The organism is Janthinobacterium sp. PLB04, assembly GCF_021165895.1.
GTDB classification, from domain to species: domain Bacteria; phylum Pseudomonadota; class Gammaproteobacteria; order Burkholderiales; family Burkholderiaceae_D; genus Janthinobacterium; species Janthinobacterium lividum.
Window position 1 is genome coordinate 2,497,567 of the sequence record NZ_CP088968.1, and the last position, 16,353, is coordinate 2,513,919.

The 16,353-nt window shown below is 64.0% G+C and carries 11 protein-coding genes; 8 read left to right on the top strand and 3 right to left on the bottom strand.

The features are described 5' to 3' along the window. The first annotated feature begins 152 nt into the window (after positions 1-152). From LSO07_RS11100 to LSO07_RS11135, 8 genes are all read left to right on the top strand, one after another. Positions 153-1,430, top strand: a complete 1,278-nt coding sequence (locus LSO07_RS11100) for a winged helix-turn-helix domain-containing protein (protein ID WP_225317249.1) — start codon at positions 153-155, stop codon at positions 1,428-1,430. Next, positions 1,427-2,419, top strand: coding sequence for a DUF2804 domain-containing protein (locus LSO07_RS11105; RefSeq protein WP_151093906.1), 993 nt, complete (start codon positions 1,427-1,429; stop codon positions 2,417-2,419). The genes LSO07_RS11100 and LSO07_RS11105 overlap by 4 nt, the downstream gene beginning before the upstream one ends. Positions 2,420-2,530: 111 nt before the next feature. Then, positions 2,531-5,197 carry a bifunctional acetate--CoA ligase family protein/GNAT family N-acetyltransferase gene (locus LSO07_RS11110; protein ID WP_176375159.1) on the top strand — a complete coding sequence of 889 codons (2,667 nt, stop codon included), beginning with the start codon at positions 2,531-2,533 and terminating at the stop codon, positions 5,195-5,197. A gap of 116 nt (positions 5,198-5,313) precedes the next feature. Continuing rightward, the gene (locus LSO07_RS11115) at positions 5,314-5,970 is read left to right on the top strand and encodes a hypothetical protein (RefSeq protein WP_151093908.1); all 657 of its coding nucleotides are present in this window, start codon (positions 5,314-5,316) and stop codon (positions 5,968-5,970) included. A gap of 194 nt (positions 5,971-6,164) precedes the next feature. Continuing rightward, positions 6,165-8,741 (top strand): DUF349 domain-containing protein, encoded by a 2,577-nt coding sequence (locus LSO07_RS11120; RefSeq protein WP_151093910.1) that lies wholly within the window; start codon positions 6,165-6,167, stop codon positions 8,739-8,741. Beyond that, a complete protein-coding gene (moaE, locus tag LSO07_RS11125) occupies positions 8,738-9,211 on the top strand; it encodes a molybdopterin synthase catalytic subunit MoaE (protein ID WP_034778112.1) in 474 nt (157 codons plus the stop codon). Before LSO07_RS11120 ends, moaE begins: the two co-directional genes overlap by 4 nt. A 121-nt stretch (positions 9,212-9,332) precedes the next feature. Continuing rightward, entirely contained in the window at positions 9,333-11,939 is a 2,607-nt protein-coding gene (clpB, locus tag LSO07_RS11130; protein ID WP_151093912.1) for an ATP-dependent chaperone ClpB, read from the top strand. A gap of 160 nt (positions 11,940-12,099) precedes the next feature. Beyond that, on the top strand, positions 12,100-13,215 hold the full coding sequence (locus tag LSO07_RS11135) for a polyamine ABC transporter substrate-binding protein (RefSeq protein ID WP_034778116.1): 1,116 nt from the start codon (positions 12,100-12,102) through the stop codon (positions 13,213-13,215). 83 nt (positions 13,216-13,298) lie between these two features. Here LSO07_RS11135 and LSO07_RS28350 read toward each other — a convergent pair whose 3' ends face one another. From LSO07_RS28350 to ppk1, 3 genes are all read right to left on the bottom strand, one after another. Next, the gene (locus LSO07_RS28350) at positions 13,299-13,424 is read right to left on the bottom strand and encodes a hypothetical protein (RefSeq protein ID WP_254926692.1); all 126 of its coding nucleotides are present in this window, start codon (positions 13,422-13,424) and stop codon (positions 13,299-13,301) included. Between the two features lie 172 nt (positions 13,425-13,596). Continuing rightward, positions 13,597-14,055, bottom strand: a complete 459-nt coding sequence (gene sixA, locus LSO07_RS11140) for a phosphohistidine phosphatase SixA (protein ID WP_070254143.1) — start codon at positions 14,053-14,055, stop codon at positions 13,597-13,599. Positions 14,056-14,081: 26 nt separating this feature from the next. Then, entirely contained in the window at positions 14,082-16,175 is a 2,094-nt protein-coding gene (ppk1, locus tag LSO07_RS11145; protein ID WP_034778120.1) for a polyphosphate kinase 1, read from the bottom strand. Positions 16,176-16,353: the final 178 nt, after the last annotated feature.

Genomic DNA, 16,353 nt, shown 5'->3' on the forward strand with positions numbered 1-16,353 from the left:
GTTTTTTGCACTATGCTGGTGCGCAAGATGAATAATAATGGGCGATAGCATGAATAAAATTCAGCAAGAAATGCGTGGCGCGCGACGGGAATGCGGTATCTTCCTGAAATGCCTGCCGACTGCGCGTCCCCTTTTTTGAGGAAGAACTGACCTTGCCGATTCCGCCCGCCATACCGATACTCCCGCCGCTCTCGCTGCCCGCCGCGCGCGCCTTGCACCTGGCCGCGCAGGGCTTGCTGCAGGCGCGCCGCAGGAAAGCCGTCAAGGCCGATGTGCTGGCCGCCGTGCGGCAGATGGGCGTGCTGCAGATCGACACCATCCACGTGGTGGCGCGCAGCCCGTATCTGGTGTTGTGGAGCCGGCTGGGCGACTATCCGCAGCCGTGGCTGGAGCAATTGCTGGCCGAGGGCGCGCTGTTCGAATACTGGGCGCATGAAGCCTGCTTCGTGCCCATCGAAGACTATGGTCTGTACCGCCACCGCATGCTGGACCCGGCCGCCATGGGCTGGAAATACTCCGTCAAATGGATGGCCGAGCAGAGCGAGGCCGTGGCTTCGGTGCTCGAACATATCCGCGCCAACGGCGCCGCGCGCTCCGCCGATTTCGAGCGCACGGATGGCCAGGCGGGCGGCTGGTGGAGCTGGAAGCCGGAAAAGCGCTCGCTCGAAGTGCTGTTTACCTCGGGCGTGCTGATGATCGCCAAGCGCCACAATTTCCAGCGCTATTACGACCTGGCCGAACGCGTTTTGCCGGGCTGGCACGACGGCTTGCTGCCGCCCGAAGAGCAGGTGCGCCGGCGCCTGCTGCTGGCCAGCGTGAAGGCGCTGGGGCTGGCGCGGGCCAGCTGGATCAGCGACTACTTCCGCACGAAGCAATCGCGTGCCAGCCTGGCGCACGACCTGCAGGCGCTGGTGGACGAGGGCGCGCTGCTGCGCTGCACGGTCGATGGCTGGGATGACGCCGTGTACGTGCATGCCGAGCATGGGGACTTGCTGCGCGCTGCGGCCGCGGGCAAGCTGGCGCCCACCCTGACGACGATCCTGTCGCCGTTCGACCCCGTCGTGTGGGACCGGCGCCGCGCGCTGGAATTGTTCGGCTTTGACTACCGGCTCGAATGCTACACGCCCGCTGAAAAACGCCGGTATGGCTACTTCACCCTGCCGATCTTGCGGCGCGGCGCGCTGGTGGGGCGCCTGGACGCCAAGGCGCACCGCGCGCAGGGGCGCTTCGAGATCAAGTCGCTGGCGCTGGAAGAGGGCGTGCGCCTCAGTTCCCGCCTGGTGCAGGACGTGGCTGGCGCCGTGCAGCGGCTGGCGCTCTGGCATGCCTGCCCGCAGGTCGAGATAGCCCAGGCGCAGCCGGCGGCTTTCGGTGTGCAGCTGGCCGAGGCCCTGCACGACGGCGGCGCTGCCGCAAGGCGGGCCGCATGATGCTGCCGCCGGCGCCTGCCCACTTGCTCGACGCGGATGGCGTGCCTTGTTTTGGCCGCTACACAGGACAGCTGGATGCCTTCGACTGGGTGGCGCTGGCGCCGCCGCACGCGCGCGGCGCCCTCTGGCGCCTGTTCCACCACAAGCGCTGGCACTACGTGGCCCTGTCCACGCCCAGTCTGTTCTGCGGCGTGGCCATCGTCGACCTGGGCTGGACCAGCACGGCCTTCGCGTATGCCTTCGACCGCCACAAGGGCAAGATCGTGGCAAGCTTTTCGCAGGACGGCATTCCCGGCCTGTGCGCGTCCGTGGCGCCGCATGCGGGTGCCAGCAGCCGTTTCCGGTTTTTCTCGCAAAAAATCTGCATAGAAGCCCAGCCGCAGCAGCGCTACCGATTGCGGCTCGATTGCGGCCATTTCGGCATCGATGCGGAATTCGGCCCGCCCGTCGCCCCCACCTTGCTGGCCGTGGGGCCCGTGGGCGAGGGCGGCAGCGTGCATGCCACGCAAAAGTCGGGCGGCTTGCCCTTGTGGGGCACGGTGCGTTGCGGCGCCATGGGCTACAGCTTGGACGACGGCGTGGCCAGCTTCGATTATTCGAACGGCTTGCTGGCGCGGGAGACGGAATGGCGCTGGGCCTCGGCGCACAGCCTGGACCTGGGTTTCAACCTGCAGGCAGGCTATTTCGGCGCGCATGAAAACGCACTGTGGCTCGATGGCCAGCTGTATCCGCTGGGCCGCGCGCATTTCGACTTCAATCCCGACAATCCGCTGGCGCCGTGGCATGTATGGACGGACGACGATCTGCTGGACCTGCACTTCAAGCCGGAAGGCGCGCGGCGCGAGGATAAAAACCTGTGGATCGCCGCCAGCCGCTACATCCAGCCGATCGGCACTTTCAGCGGCTGGGTGCGCACCAGCGCGGAGTCTCCCAAGCGGATCGTGGCGCAGCTGGCCGGGGTAACGGAAAGCCACCGCTCGCGCTGGTAGGCGCACTGTTTTTTTGCGAAACGCGCGACAAGGTCAAGTTTTTTTGGCAAGGCATCCTATACACTGGGGCGTTACCAAGTAAGCCATTCCGGCAATCCATGAGGCCAGAACATGAGTATCCGTAATCTCGACAAGCTGTTCAAGCCGGCCTCGGTGGCCCTGATCGGCGCCACGGCGCGCGAGCGCAAACTGGGCGCCATCGCCCTGTACAACCTGCTGGGCGGCGGCTACCAGGGAGAGATCTGGCCCGTCAATCCCAAGTACGACGAGCTGATGGGCCTGAAATGCTACCGCAGGCTGGCACACTTGCCCAAGGCGCCGGACCTGGCCATCATCTGCACGCCGCCCGCCACCATCACGGCACTGATCCGCGAACTGGGCGCGCTGGGCACGCGCGCGGCCATCGTCATGACGTCCGGCCTCGACCCCGTGCGCGAGCAGTCGCTGCGCCTGGCCATGTTGAAGGCGGCCAAGCCGCACCTGCTGCGCATCCTGGGCCCCAACAGCATGGGCCTGCTCGTGCCGAAACTGGGCTTGAACGCCAGCTTCGCCCATGTCGGCGCCACCAGCGGCAAGATCGCCTTCGTGTCGCAGTCGGGCGCGCTGGTGTCGGGCGTGCTCGATTGGGCCAACGCGCACGGCGTGGGCTTTTCCAAGTTCATTTCGCTGGGCGCCAGCTACGATATCGATTTCGGCGACCTGCTCGACTACCTGGCCGGCGACATCGACACGGCCGCCATCCTGCTGTACATGGAAGACATCCAGGCGGCGCGCAAATTCATGTCGGCGGCGCGGGCGGCCGCGCGTAGCAAGCCTGTCATCGTCCTGAAAGCGGGGCGCGAGGCGGAAGGCGCTGCCATGGCGGCCTGGCATACGGGCGCGCTGGCCGGTTCCGACGCCGTGTACGACGCGGCCATCCGCCGCGCCGGCATGCTGCGCGTGTATTCGGCCGAAGAGCTCTTCGACGCCGTGGAAACGCTCACGCATATCCGCTCCCAGCGCGGTGAGCGCCTGGCGATCCTGTGCAATGGCGGCGGCCTGGGCGTGATGGCCACCGATGCGCTGGTGAGCAGCGGCGGCAAGCTGGCAGAGCTGTCGCCCGATACCGTCATCGCGCTGGAAAAGGCGCTGCCACGGGGCTGGTCGCACGACAACCCCGTGGGCTTGCCCGGCGACGCGGCCGTGCAGCGCTATGCCGACGCCATCAAGCCGCTGCTCGACGAGCCGCAGGCGGACGCCTTGCTGCTGCTGCACGCGCCCACGGCCATGGTCTCGTCGATCGACATCGCCGAAGCCGTCACACCGCTGATCAAGGCCACCTCGCGCACGGTGCTGTCGTGCCTGCTGGGCGGCACCACCGTGGCACCTGCGCGCCAGGTGTTCAACCGGGCCGGCATTCCCACCTACGACACGCCGGAAAAAGCCGTGCATGGCTTCATGCAGATCGTGCAGTACCGGCGCAACCAGGAAACCCTGATGCAGGTGCCGGCGCAGCTGCCCATGTCGGCCACGCCGCGCCGCGCGCGCGTGCGCGAAATCGTCGCCGCCGCGCTGGCGGCCGGCCAGACGGTGCTGGGCGAATGCCGCTCGAAAGAGATTTTGGCCGCCTACGGCATTCCCGTCGCCACCACGCGCATGGCGGCCGACGTGGAAGAGGCGCTGGCCGTGGCGGCCGACATCGGCTATCCCGTCGCGCTGAAAATCCACTCGCCCGACATCGCCCACAAATCCGACGTGGGCGGCGTGGCGCTCGACCTGGACACGCCCGACATCCTGCGCACGGCCGCCGCCGCCATGCTCAAGCGCGTGCGCCGCATGCGTCCCGACGCGCTGATCGACGGTTTTACCGTGCAGCAGATGGCGCGCCGGCCGCAGTCGCATGAATTGATCGTCGGCGTCACCACGGACGCCGCCTTCGGCCCCGTGATCCTGGTGGGGCAGGGCGGCATCGCCGTGGAGGTGACGGCCGACCACGCCATCGGCCTGCCGCCGCTGAACATGGTGCTGGCGCGCGACATGCTGGCGCGCACGCGCGTGTCGAAGCTGCTGGCCGGCTACCGCAACCAGCCGCCGGCCGACATCGACGCCATCTGCTACACCCTGATCCAGGTGGCCGAACTGGTGGCCGACATCGGCGAGCTGGCCGAACTCGACATCAACCCGCTGGTGGCCGACGCGGATGGCGTGATCGCCCTCGATGCGCGCATCCGCCTGCAACCGGGCCAGCAGCGCGACCGCCTGGCCATCCGCCCGTATCCGCAGGAGCTGGAAGAGCAGGTGACGTGGATGGATCAATCCATCCTGCTGCGCCCCATCCGCCCCGAGGACGCGCCGCAGCACATGGACCTGTTCCACGCGCTGGACCCGGACGATGTGCGCCTGCGCTTCTTTACGTCCATGCGCGAGCTGCCCGTGTCGCAGCTGGCGCGCCTGACGCAGATCGATTACGACCGCGCCATGGCCTTCATCGCCACGCACACGGGACCGGACGGCAAGCCGGAAACCCTGGGCGTGGTGCGCGCCGTGGCCGACCCGGACAATATCCATGCCGATTTCGCCATCGCCGTGCGCTCGGCCCTGAAGGGCAAGGGACTGGGACACATCCTGTTTGAAAAGCTCGTCGACTACTTCCGCAGCCGGGGCACGGAAGCGCTGGTGGGCGAGGCGATGGCGCGCAACAAGGGCATGCAGCGGCTGGTGAAAAGCTTTGGCGGCGAAGTCACGCCGTCGGAAGAGCCTGGCGTCGTCAATCTGCATATCGGCCTGCGCGCGCCGTAAAAGAAAGCGCGGCTGGCCAGCCGCGGGTTTGTGCAGGATCAAACCCGTCCCTGTCGGTAGTCTTTACACTTTCACTTCCAGGATGACATATCCAGCGCGTTTTCGGGAGTGAGTGCATGCTTACTGCAACATATATATTGGTTTCCCTGTCGGTGGAACAGGCCAGCATCCGCATGAGTTTGTTGGCTTTTCAGAAATGCATGCATGTGCAGCTGCGCCACCAGAGACAGCTCAGCCTGGCGCAACTGCAGTACGCGGGCGACTGGCTGGACCGGCTGTACCAGGGGGGCTACTGGCGTAAGGTGGAGATGTATCTGATCCCCGCCATCCGCCAGGCCGCGCCGCATGCCGATGGTTTGTTGAATGAAATCAACGGTTTGAACCACGCGGCGCTGGAAAGCATCAATGTCGTGCAGCAGCGTGCGGGCGCCGCCATCGACCATTCCGAATTGCAGGCCGAGCAGCTGTGCGCCGCCATCGACGCCTTTTGCGCAGCCTTGCTGCAGCGCCTGGAAAAAGAAGAGCGCGAACTGTTCGCCCTGGCGCGCAAGGTCATCGTCGGCGAAGCGTGGTTTGCCATCGCCTACCAGTTCCTCGCCCACGATGCGCGCGCGCAGGAGGCGCGCCGTGGCAGGGCGCAAGTGCTGCCCTTTGTTTTGCCAGCGCCTTTGCCAGCCCCCTTGCCGGCAGCCGGCGACGGCGCTGAAACGGCAGCGGATGGCGCACAGTCCGCGCCGGCCGTACCACCACCGCCGCTGCGCGCGCAGGCTTGAACGGGTAGCGAGCGCACACCCCGCCGGGCGGCGTCCGCAGGAGGGGCGTTTTTGTGATGCTGACTGGCGCGCCGCCATAGGGGAAAATCCAGGGAAAAGATTCGCTTTATTCATTTGATAACTTGTTCAGCCCTGTCCGATGCAATACCCCGGGCTTTGTTATGATGGTGGTTTTGATCCACGCGAAACCCGTCATGTTCGAATTTCTCTTCAAGCGTTCTGCCAGCAAGACTGCCGTCCCCGATCCTGTCGTGGCAGAACAGGCCGCCGCCTCGGCGCAGAGCGCATCGCGCCGCGCCGAACAGGTTGCGCGTGCCCATGCCGTGGCCGGCGACGAAGCCGCCGCCTTAGAATTCATCCTGTCCAGCGAATTTGCCGATGCCCGATTGATCGCGGCCGAACACGTCCATGCCTTGCCCCTGCTGGAAAAAGTCCACCAGGCCATGCGCAACACGGACCGCCGCGTGGCCAAGCTGATGCAGGGTCGCATCGACCTGATCCGCCACCAGGCCGCCGAGACGCAGCGCGCCCAGGCCAGCATCGACACGGCCCAGCGCCTGTTGAACGATGACAAGCTGAGCCCGAACCAGGTAGCCGAGCTGGATCGCCAATGGCAAGTCATCAAGGCCACGCCGGAACTGGCGACCGCCTTCACCGGCGCACGCGCCGCCCTGGCCGCCCGCCTGGAAGCGCAAGTGGTACTGCAGCGCGCCGTGATCGATGCCGTCGCCGCCGCGCGCGCGCTGGCCAGCAATGGCCAGTCCGCCGGCGACTTGGCGCAGGCGCTGGCCCGCCTGGATGCGGAACATGCGCAGCATGCGCAATCGCCCGAGCGCGCTTCCTTGCCGAAACACCTGGAAAGCGATTTCAGCCAGGCGCGCGAACAGGCGCAATCCGCCTTGCAAGCCCTGCAGCAGCACCAGGCCGTGTTCGATGCGCGCCAGGCCGCGCTGGCCGAATGGCAGGCGCAGGATGCCGCCACGCTCGACGTGGATACCCTGAAGCGTGCGTGGCAAGCCCTGCCGCGCCTGCCCGAGTCGCCCTTGTCCGACAGCTTGCAGCAGCAATTTGCGGCCGTGCTGGCCAGCGCGCCGGCGCCCGTGCAGGCAACGCCAGAGGCCGCAGCGGCCCATGCCGACCCAGCGCCGCGCAAGCCGCGCCAGGAACACGCGCCCGTGTCGAAAGAAGCGACGGAGCAATTCTTTAAAGTACTCGACGCCATGGAAGCGGCCCTGCAGGATGGGCTATTGCACGTGGCTTCCGAGCATGACAAGACCTTGCGCGATAGCAAGCACGGCCGGCTGACGCCTGCGCAGGCGGACCGCCTGGCCCATGTGCGCGGTGAGTTCAAGCGCCTGGCCGACTGGGCGCGCTGGGGCGGCAACGTCTCGCGCGAGGAGCTGGTCAAAGCGGGCGAGGAATTGCCGGCGCAAGAACTCCCAATGGCCGAGCTGGCCAAGAAAGTGGGCAGCCTGCGCGAGCGCTGGAAGTCGCTCGACACCCTGTCCGGCCCGGCGCCCAAGTCCCTGTGGGAACGTTTTGACGCGGCCTGCAGCCTCGCGTACGCGCCGGCGGCCCAGCATTTCAAGCAATTGGCCGAAGAGCGCCACGGCAATGCGGCCAAAGCCCAGGAACTGATCGCGGAAACGGCGGCCCTGGCGGCTGAAGAGAGTACCGACTGGAAACACGTCGCCTCCGCCTCGCAGCGCCTGCGCCAGGCGTGGACGCGCCTGGGCACCATCGACCGCAAGGAAAAGAAACGCCTGGATACGGAATTTGGCGCCGCGCTGGATGCCCTGTCGAAGCCGCTCGATACGCAGCGCCAGATCGAGACGGCGCGCCGCGAACAATTGATCGTCGAAGTGGGCTTGCTCAAGCCATCGGAGCGCAACACGGTCGACATGCTGAAAGCCTTGCAGGATAAATGGCAGGAACTGGCAAAAGCCCTGCCGCTGGAACGCCGCGCGGAACAGGCGCTGTGGCAGCGTTTCCGCGCCGCCTGCGACGATATCTTCGCCAAGCGCAAGGAAACGGCCCACGCGGCCGACCACGAGCGCCGCGAACACCTGCATGCGCGCGAAGCGCTGTGCGCCGCGCTGGAAACGGCCGTCGTGCCGGAGGGCGACGACAAGTCCCGCACGGCCTTCATCAATCACTTGCTGCGCGACACGCGCGCCGCCTGGAACGCTACCGGTCCCGTGCCGCGCGCCAGCGAAGCGAAGATCGAGCAGCGCTACCACGCGGCCGTGGCTGGCGTGCAAGCGCAAGCGGACGCCATCGCCGAGCGCGCCGGTGCGGCGCAGGCCAACGCCTTGCGCGACAAGCTGCGCCTGGTGCAGGCGCTGGAAGCTACGCTGGCCGAGGGAGATGCCGGCGCCGATGCTGCCGCCTGGACCGAACGCTGGAGCGCCTTGCCGCCGCTCGACACGCAATACGAACGCAGCCTGCAGCAGCGCTTTGCCGCCGCCCAGGCCGCGCTGGGCGAGGGCGCCGCCGCCTACGTGCGGCAATTGCAGGCCAACGAGGCCCGCTTGCTCGAGGAAGTCTTGCGCCTGGAAATCGTCGCCGGTGTCGACAGCGGCGCCGAATTTGCCCGCGACCGCCTGAAGATGCAGGTGGAAGTGCTGCAATCGTCGCTGAAATCGGGCCAGAAGCCGCTCACGCAAGTGTCGCAGCTGATGCAGCTGTGTGCGATTCCCGCCGCCACCGATGCGCGCACGGCCAGCCGCATCGAAACCCTGCTGCGCCGTATCGGAGGGCATGCCAAATGAGTACCAGTGTCCGCGTCCAGCACGCCGATTTTGACTTGAGTCAAGAAATCGCACAATTGCGTGCAGGCAACCCCAAGGTGGGTGCCGTCGTCGGCTTTGTCGGCACGGTGCGCGACATGAACGAGGGACTGGACGTGGCCGCCATGGAGCTCGAGCATTATCCGGGCATGACGGAGAAATCCATCGAGGCCATCGTCGAGCAGGCGCGCGGCCGCTGGCCCTTGTCCGGTGCGCTGGTGATCCACCGCGTGGGCCCCTTGCTGCCGCAGGAGCAGATCGTGCTGGTGGCGGTCTCGTCCGCCCACCGGGGCGAGGCCTTTGCCGCCTGCGAGTTCATCATCGACTACCTGAAGACGGAAGCGCCGTTCTGGAAGAAGGAAGACACGCCCGAAGGGGCGCGCTGGGTCGATGCGCGCGATAGCGACGAGACGGCGCTGGACAAGTGGACGGTAAAAGCAAGCACCATTTGAATCGTATCTGTCGCGCACGCTAGCATTTGCCCAAATGCAGCGGTTTTCTGCTTTGTGTATGCTTGAAAAGTACTGCCTCACCCCAATTTGGTTAACAACTAATTAACCGGGAGCGCTTTTCATGCGACAAGACAAACTCACTACCAAATTACAGGAAGCCCTGGCCGATGCGCAAAGCTTGGCCGTGGGCAACGACAACCCTTATATCGAACCAGTCCACCTGCTGACGGCCCTGTTGAACCAGGACGACGGCGGCGCCCGCTCGCTCTTGCAGCGGGCTGGCGTCAACGTGGGCGGCCTGTCCAAGGCCCTGGGCGCCTCGATCGAACGCTTGCCGAAGGTATCGGGCACGGGCGGCGACGTGCAGGTCAGCCGCGAATTCGTGGCCTTGCTGAATCTGGCCGACAAGGAATCGCAAAAGGCTGGCGACCAGTTCGTGTCCAGCGAAATGGTCTTGCTGGCCATGACGGATGACAAGTCCGACTGCGGCAAGCTGGCGCGCGAAAACGGCCTGACCCGCAAGGCCCTGGAAGCGGCCATCGAGGCCGTGCGCGGCGGCAACAAGGTCGACTCGCAAGAGGCCGAAGGCCAGCGCGAAGCCCTGAAAAAATACACGCTGGACCTGACGGAGCGGGCACGCAAGGGCAAGCTCGACCCTGTCATCGGCCGCGACGATGAAATCCGCCGCACCATCCAGATCCTGCAGCGCCGCAGCAAGAACAACCCCGTGCTGATCGGCGAACCGGGCGTGGGCAAGACGGCCATCGTCGAAGGCCTGGCGCAGCGCATCGTCAACGGCGAAGTGCCGGAATCGCTGAAAGGCAAGCGCGTACTGTCGCTGGACATGGCTGCCTTGCTGGCCGGTGCGAAATTCCGCGGTGAATTCGAGGAACGCCTGAAATCCGTGCTGAAGGAACTGGCCATGGATGAAGGGCAAACCATCGTCTTCATCGACGAGATGCACACCATGGTGGGCGCGGGCAAGGCCGAGGGCGCGATGGACGCCGGCAATATGCTGAAACCGGCGCTGGCGCGCGGCGAGCTGCACTGCGTGGGCGCGACCACCCTCGACGAGTACCGCAAGTACATCGAGAAGGATGCGGCGCTGGAACGCCGCTTCCAGAAAGTGCTCATCGACGAGCCGACCGTGGAAGCGACGATCGCCATCCTGCGCGGCTTGCAGGACAAATACGCGCTGCATCACAAGGTGGAAATCACGGACGCGGCCATCATCGCCGCGGCGGAATTGTCGCACCGCTACATCACGGACCGCTTCCTGCCCGACAAAGCGATCGACTTGATCGATGAAGCGGCGGCGAAGATCAAGATCGAGATCGACTCGAAGCCGGAAGTGATGGACAAGCTGGAACGCCGTTTGATCCAGCTGAAGATCGAGCGTGAAGCCGTCAAGAAGGAAAAGGACGAAGCATCGTTGCGCCGCCTGGGCCTGATCGAGGAAGAGATCGTCAAGCTGCAGCGCGAATACAACGACTTCGAGGAAATCCTGAAGGCGGAAAAAGCCGTGGTGCAAGGCAGCACGCACATCAAGGAAGAGATCGAGCAAGTCAAGCTGCAGATGGAGCAGGCCACGCGCGAGAGCAACTGGCAGAAAGTGTCGGAGCTGCAATACGGCAAGCTGCCGCAGCTGGAAGCCCAGCTCAAGCAGGCTGACAGCGGCATCCCGAAACTCGATCCCGACCAGCCGAAGCTGCTGCGCACGGAAGTGGGCGCCGAGGAAATCGCCGAAGTGGTGTCGCGCGCGACGGGCATTCCCGTGTCGCGCATGATGCAGGGCGAGCGCGACAAGCTGCTGCACATCGAAGAGAAGCTGCATGAGCGCGTCGTGGGCCAGGATGAGGCGATCACGGCCGTGGCTGACGCCATCCGCCGTTCGCGCGCCGGCCTCTCCGACCCGAACCGTCCGTATGGTTCCTTCATGTTCCTGGGGCCGACGGGCGTGGGCAAGACCGAGCTGAGCAAGGCGCTGGCGACCTTCCTGTTCGATACGGAAGAATCGATGATCCGCATCGACATGAGCGAGTTCATGGAGAAGCATTCCGTGGCCCGCTTGATCGGCGCGCCGCCCGGCTACGTGGGCTACGACGAGGGCGGCTACCTGACGGAAGCCGTGCGCCGCAAGCCGTACAGCGTGATCCTGCTCGACGAGGTGGAAAAGGCGCATGCCGACGTCTTCAACGTGCTGCTGCAAGTGCTCGACGATGGGCGCATGACGGATGGCCAGGGGCGCACGGTGGACTTCAAGAATACCGTCATCATCATGACCTCGAACCTGGGTTCGCATAAGATCCAGGCCATGGAAAGCGATGATCCCGGTGTCGTGAAGCTGGCCGTGATGGCCGAGGTACGCTCGCACTTCCGTCCCGAGTTCGTCAACCGTATCGACGAAATCGTCGTGTTCCACGGCCTCGACGAGAAAAACATCGGCGCGATCGCGAAGATCCAGCTGAAGATCCTCGAAGAGCGTCTGGCGCGCATGGACATGCAGCTGAGTCTGACGGACGCGGCCTTGCAGCAGATCGCCGAAGCGGGCTACGACCCGGTATATGGCGCCCGTCCGCTGAAGCGGGCGATCCAGCAGCAGATCGAAAATCCGCTGTCGAAGCTGATCCTGGAAGGCAAGTTTGGCCCGAAAGACGAGATTCGCATCGACGCCCAGAACGGCAACCTGGTGTTTACGGGGGCGCAAGTGGGGCTGGACAAGGTGTAATGTTGACCCCCGCGGCGAAAGGCTGGGGTCGGACCCTGAGGGTCCGACCCCGGTCTTTGCTTTTGGGTTGAATCTTAGCAGGGCGCGATCAGGCTAGACCTGATCGCGCCCTTCTTGCTATCATCGGCACTATTTTCTGACTAATTCCGGAGGCGGTACGATGGCAAACACATGGCAAGCAGGGCGGCGCATTGGAGTGGGATTGACCTTGGCGGCAGCCGTGCTGGCATTGCCTGCGCACGCCCAGGAAGAAAAAGTCCTGAACATCTATAACTGGTCGGACTATATCGGCGACGATACGATCAAGAATTTTGAGAAGGAAACGGGCATCAAGGTACGCTACGACGTTTTCGACAATAACGAAATCCTCAATGCAAAACTGGTGGCGGGCAAGTCCGGCTACGACATCGTCGTGCCGACGGCCCAGTGGGCGCGCCTGCAGATCGATGCGGGCTTGCTGCGTAAACTCGACAAGAGCAAGCTGACGAACCTGGGCAACCTGGACCCGAACCTGCAGGCCAAGCTGTCGAAGATCGACCCGAACAACGATTACCTGGTCGACTGGCTGTGGGGCTACACGACGGTGGGCATCAACGTCAACAAGGTCAAGGCCGCGCTGGGCGGCATGCCCATGCCGGACAACGCCTGGGACCTGATCTTCGACCCGAAATACGCGGCGAAGCTGAAGTCCTGCGGCGTGTCCTTCCTCGACTCGCCGTCTGAAGTGCTGCCGGCCGCCCTGCAATACCTGGGCAAGCCCGCCTATTCGAAAGCGGCCGCCGATTACCAGGAAGCGGGCAAGGTGCTGCAGGCCATCCGCCCCTACGTGACCCTGTTCAGCTCGTCCGGCTACATCAATGACATGGCCAACGGCTCCGTCTGCGTGGCGCTGGGCTGGTCGGGCGACATCAATATCGCACGCCAGCGCGCCATCGATGCGAAGAACGGCAATGTGATCCAGGTGCTGGTGCCGAAGACGGCCGCCCTGATGTTCGACACCATGGCCATCCCGGCCGACGCGCCGCATCCGACCAACGCGCACCTGTTCATCAACTACATTTTGCGCCCGCAAGTGCATGCCAGCCTGAGCAACAAGGTGTTTTACGCGAATCCGAATCCGGCCAGCATCAAGTATGTACGCAAGGATATCGGCGAGAACAAGGCCATCTTCCTGTCGGACGCCGACAAGCAGCGCATGGCCGCACCGGAAGCGACCACGGCCGATATCCGCCGCTTGATGACGCGTATCTACACGAAGTTCAAGACAGGAGTGTAAAACGGGAGTGTAAAAACAAGGATGGCGCGAGGGACGGGCCTGTAGGCCGTCGCTGGCGCCATGCGATATTGCCGAGGTGAACACTACTCGTGGTAGCGGTCCATCAGCTTGTGGTGACTGCCGCGCATTTCTTCGATCAGTTCAAAGGCGACGAAGCCGATGATGGCGGCGAAGATGGCGATGAAGAGAAAAACGAGGAAGGTTAACATGGTCTTTCAGCCGCCGTTGGACGGCTGTCCGCTGGGTTGCTCAATGTGCCAGAGCAGCGCTCCAACACGTAGTTGACGCAATTAAACTCTAGCAGATCGGCAGCGCTTTACAAGGCTGCCGAGTTGTAATTCCTGCTAGTATTTGTCCCAGCGCACTTTTTGCGCATTTCCTTCATTTCACTACCAGGTCATGCGCCATCACGGCTTTTAAATAGACGCTGATCGGATCGCCCGGTTCGCGCTGGGAAAACCACCATGCGCTGGCCTTGCGCAGTTCCCATTCCTGTTCTTCTCCCGTCAGCAGCAGGGCGGCCGCCTGGCCCAGGGTGGGCTGGTGGCCGACGATGAGCACGGTTTCCTTGCCGCCGGGCCAGTTGGCCGCCTTGAGGATATCTTCCGCCTCGGCGCCGGGCGCCAGTTCCGGCATCAGCTTGAACTTGCGGCCCAGCGCTTCGGCCGTTTGCAGGGTGCGCAGGGCGGGGCTGACGAGGATGCGGCAGTTTTCCGGCAATTGCGAAGCGAGCCATTCGCCCATGCGGCGCGCCTGTTTCTGCCCTTTGACGGTCAGGGCGCGTTCGAGATCGGGAACGCCCGGCTCGGCTTCTGCGTGTCGCCACAAGATGAGATCCATGTTGTGCTCCTCTGTGTTGAAATTGCCTATTCGCCGACCTCCGCGCCCGGCGTGCCCAGTGTGTGCATCAGGTATTGCTGGGCGCTGAACGGCGTTTGCTTGCCGCGTGGCTTGCGGCGCGCATAGTGGCCCGTCGGCTCCAGTTCCCATGCATTTGTATTATCCTTCAAATATGGATTCAGGCCCTCGGCGATCACGCGCCGCTTCAGCGCCCGGTCCAGCACGGGGAAGGCCACTTCCACGCGGCGGAACAGGTTGCGGCTCATCCAGTCGGCGCTGGCCAGGTAGACATCGTGCGCCAGGTCGTTGCGGAAGTAGTAGATGCGGCTGTGTTCGAGGAAGCGGCCGATCACGGAGCGCACCTTGATGTTTTCCGACAGGCCAGGCACGCCCGGCTTCAGGGTGCAGGCGCCGCGCACGATCAGGTCGATCTTCACGCCATCGGTCGAGGCCGCATACAGGGCGCGGATCACGGATTCGTCGACCAGTGCGTTGACTTTCACGATGATGCGCCCGCGCCGGCCCGAACGGGCAATCTTCGCCTCGTTGCGGATCGCCTTGATGATCTCGCTTTGCAGGCCGAACGGCGCCAGCCACAAATGGTTCAGATTGTGCGGCTTGGTCAGGCTGGTCAGGTGGATGAAGACTTCGTTCACTTCCACGGCCAGGTCCTGGTTCGCCGTCAGTAAACCAAAATCCGTGTACAGCTTGGTGGTGGTGGGGTGGTAGTTGCCCGTGCCCAGGTGGGCGTAGAAGCGCAAGGAGCCTTCTTCGCGCCGGATGACGAGCGCCACCTTGGCATGGGTCTTCAGTCCCACGACGCCGTACACGACTTGCGCGCCGGCCTGTTCCAGCTTGTCGGCCCAGTTGATATTGGCTTCTTCGTCGAAGCGCGCCATCAATTCCACGATGACGGTCACCTCCTTGCCCATCTTCGCCGCCGTAATCAGCGACTCCATCAGGTCCGAATTCATGCCCGTGCGGTAGATCGTCTGCTTGATGGCCACGACGGAGGGATCGTAGGCGGCGCTGCGGATGAAGTCGATCACCGTCTGGAACGACTGGTAGGGGTGGTGCAGCAGGATGTCGTGCTTGGTCAGCGCGGCAAAGATGTCGTTGCCGATGGCTTTATGGGCCAGGCCGGGGAAAAACGGCGGAAAGCGCAGCTCCGGCTGCTTGACGTGGTCGATCATTTCCGACAGGCGCACCAGGTTCACGGGGCCGTTGACGCGGTAGAGGCGGCTTTGATCCAGGCTGAACTGGTCGAGCAGGAATTGCGACAATTCTGGTGGGCAATTGCGCGCCACCTCCAGGCGCACGGAGGTGCCGAACTGGCGCCCCACCAGCTCGCCCTTCAGGGCCTGGCGCAGATTCTTGACTTCGTCCTCATCGACCCACAGGTCGCTGTCGCGCGTGACGCGGAATTGCGAATAGGCGATCACTTCGCGCCCGGCGAACAGGTCCGAGATATGCGCGTGGATAACGGACGATAATAAACAGAAAGACACGCCATCGCCGGAAATCTCGTCCGGCAGCTTGATGACGCGTGGCAAGACGCGGGGCGCCTTGACGATGGCGATCGCCGTGCCGCGGCCGAACGCATCCTTGCCGCTCAGCGAGACGATGAAATTGAGACTTTTATTGACCACTTGCGGGAATGGGTGGGCCGGGTCGAGGCCGATCGGCGTCAGCAGGGGGCGCACTTCACGGTCGAAGTATTGCTTGACCCACGCGCGCTGCGCCTCGTTGCGGTCGCTGTCGCGCAGCAAATGCACACCCGCTTCGCGCAGGGCCGGCAAGACGTCGTTATTCAATATCTCGTACTGGCGTTCCACCAGCGCATGGCATTCCTTGCCGATACGCTCCAGGTTGGCAGCCAGGGCAGGGTGGCCCGCCAGCGAACCGCCGATGCTGCCTGCCGCCAGCAGGCTGGCCACGCGCACCTCGAAGAACTCATCCATGTTACTGCTGACGATGCACAGGTAGCGCAGGCGCTCGAGCAGCGGAATGTTCGGATCTTCCGCCTGGGCCATCACGCGCCGGTTGAAAGTCAGTTGCGACAGCTCGCGGTCAAGCAGGATGCCCGATTTGGTCACTTCCGTGTGCAGTTCAGGTTTCATATTCTTTTGTCTTTGCAGATAGTTAATTCTAGCCGTATTTCATCATGTATGACGCGTTGTGAGTGTAATCATGAAATATGACGTAAGCGTGACATAAGCTGTCATAAAGCGTCGCCCGCGCTGTCATTTTTCACGCCGAAAATGGCATTTCCCCGGGCGTAGCCAATTATTTCAGGAA

What these genes read in the sequence shown, in the direction of transcription:
- LSO07_RS11105 (WP_151093906.1), top strand. Translation starts at nt 1,427, where the DNA reads ATGATGCTGCCGCCGGCGCCTGCCCACTTGCTCGACGCGGATGGCGTG.
- LSO07_RS11110 (WP_176375159.1), top strand. Translation starts at nt 2,531, where the DNA reads ATGAGTATCCGTAATCTCGACAAGCTGTTCAAGCCGGCCTCGGTGGCC.
- LSO07_RS11115 (WP_151093908.1), top strand. Translation starts at nt 5,314, where the DNA reads ATGCTTACTGCAACATATATATTGGTTTCCCTGTCGGTGGAACAGGCC.
- LSO07_RS11120 (WP_151093910.1), top strand. Translation starts at nt 6,165, where the DNA reads ATGTTCGAATTTCTCTTCAAGCGTTCTGCCAGCAAGACTGCCGTCCCC.
- moaE (WP_034778112.1), top strand. Translation starts at nt 8,738, where the DNA reads ATGAGTACCAGTGTCCGCGTCCAGCACGCCGATTTTGACTTGAGTCAA.
- clpB (WP_151093912.1), top strand. Translation starts at nt 9,333, where the DNA reads ATGCGACAAGACAAACTCACTACCAAATTACAGGAAGCCCTGGCCGAT.
- LSO07_RS11135 (WP_034778116.1), top strand. Translation starts at nt 12,100, where the DNA reads ATGGCAAACACATGGCAAGCAGGGCGGCGCATTGGAGTGGGATTGACC.
- LSO07_RS28350 (WP_254926692.1), bottom strand. Translation starts at nt 13,424, where the DNA reads ATGTTAACCTTCCTCGTTTTTCTCTTCATCGCCATCTTCGCCGCCATC.
- sixA (WP_070254143.1), bottom strand. Translation starts at nt 14,055, where the DNA reads ATGGATCTCATCTTGTGGCGACACGCAGAAGCCGAGCCGGGCGTTCCC.
- ppk1 (WP_034778120.1), bottom strand. Translation starts at nt 16,175, where the DNA reads ATGAAACCTGAACTGCACACGGAAGTGACCAAATCGGGCATCCTGCTT.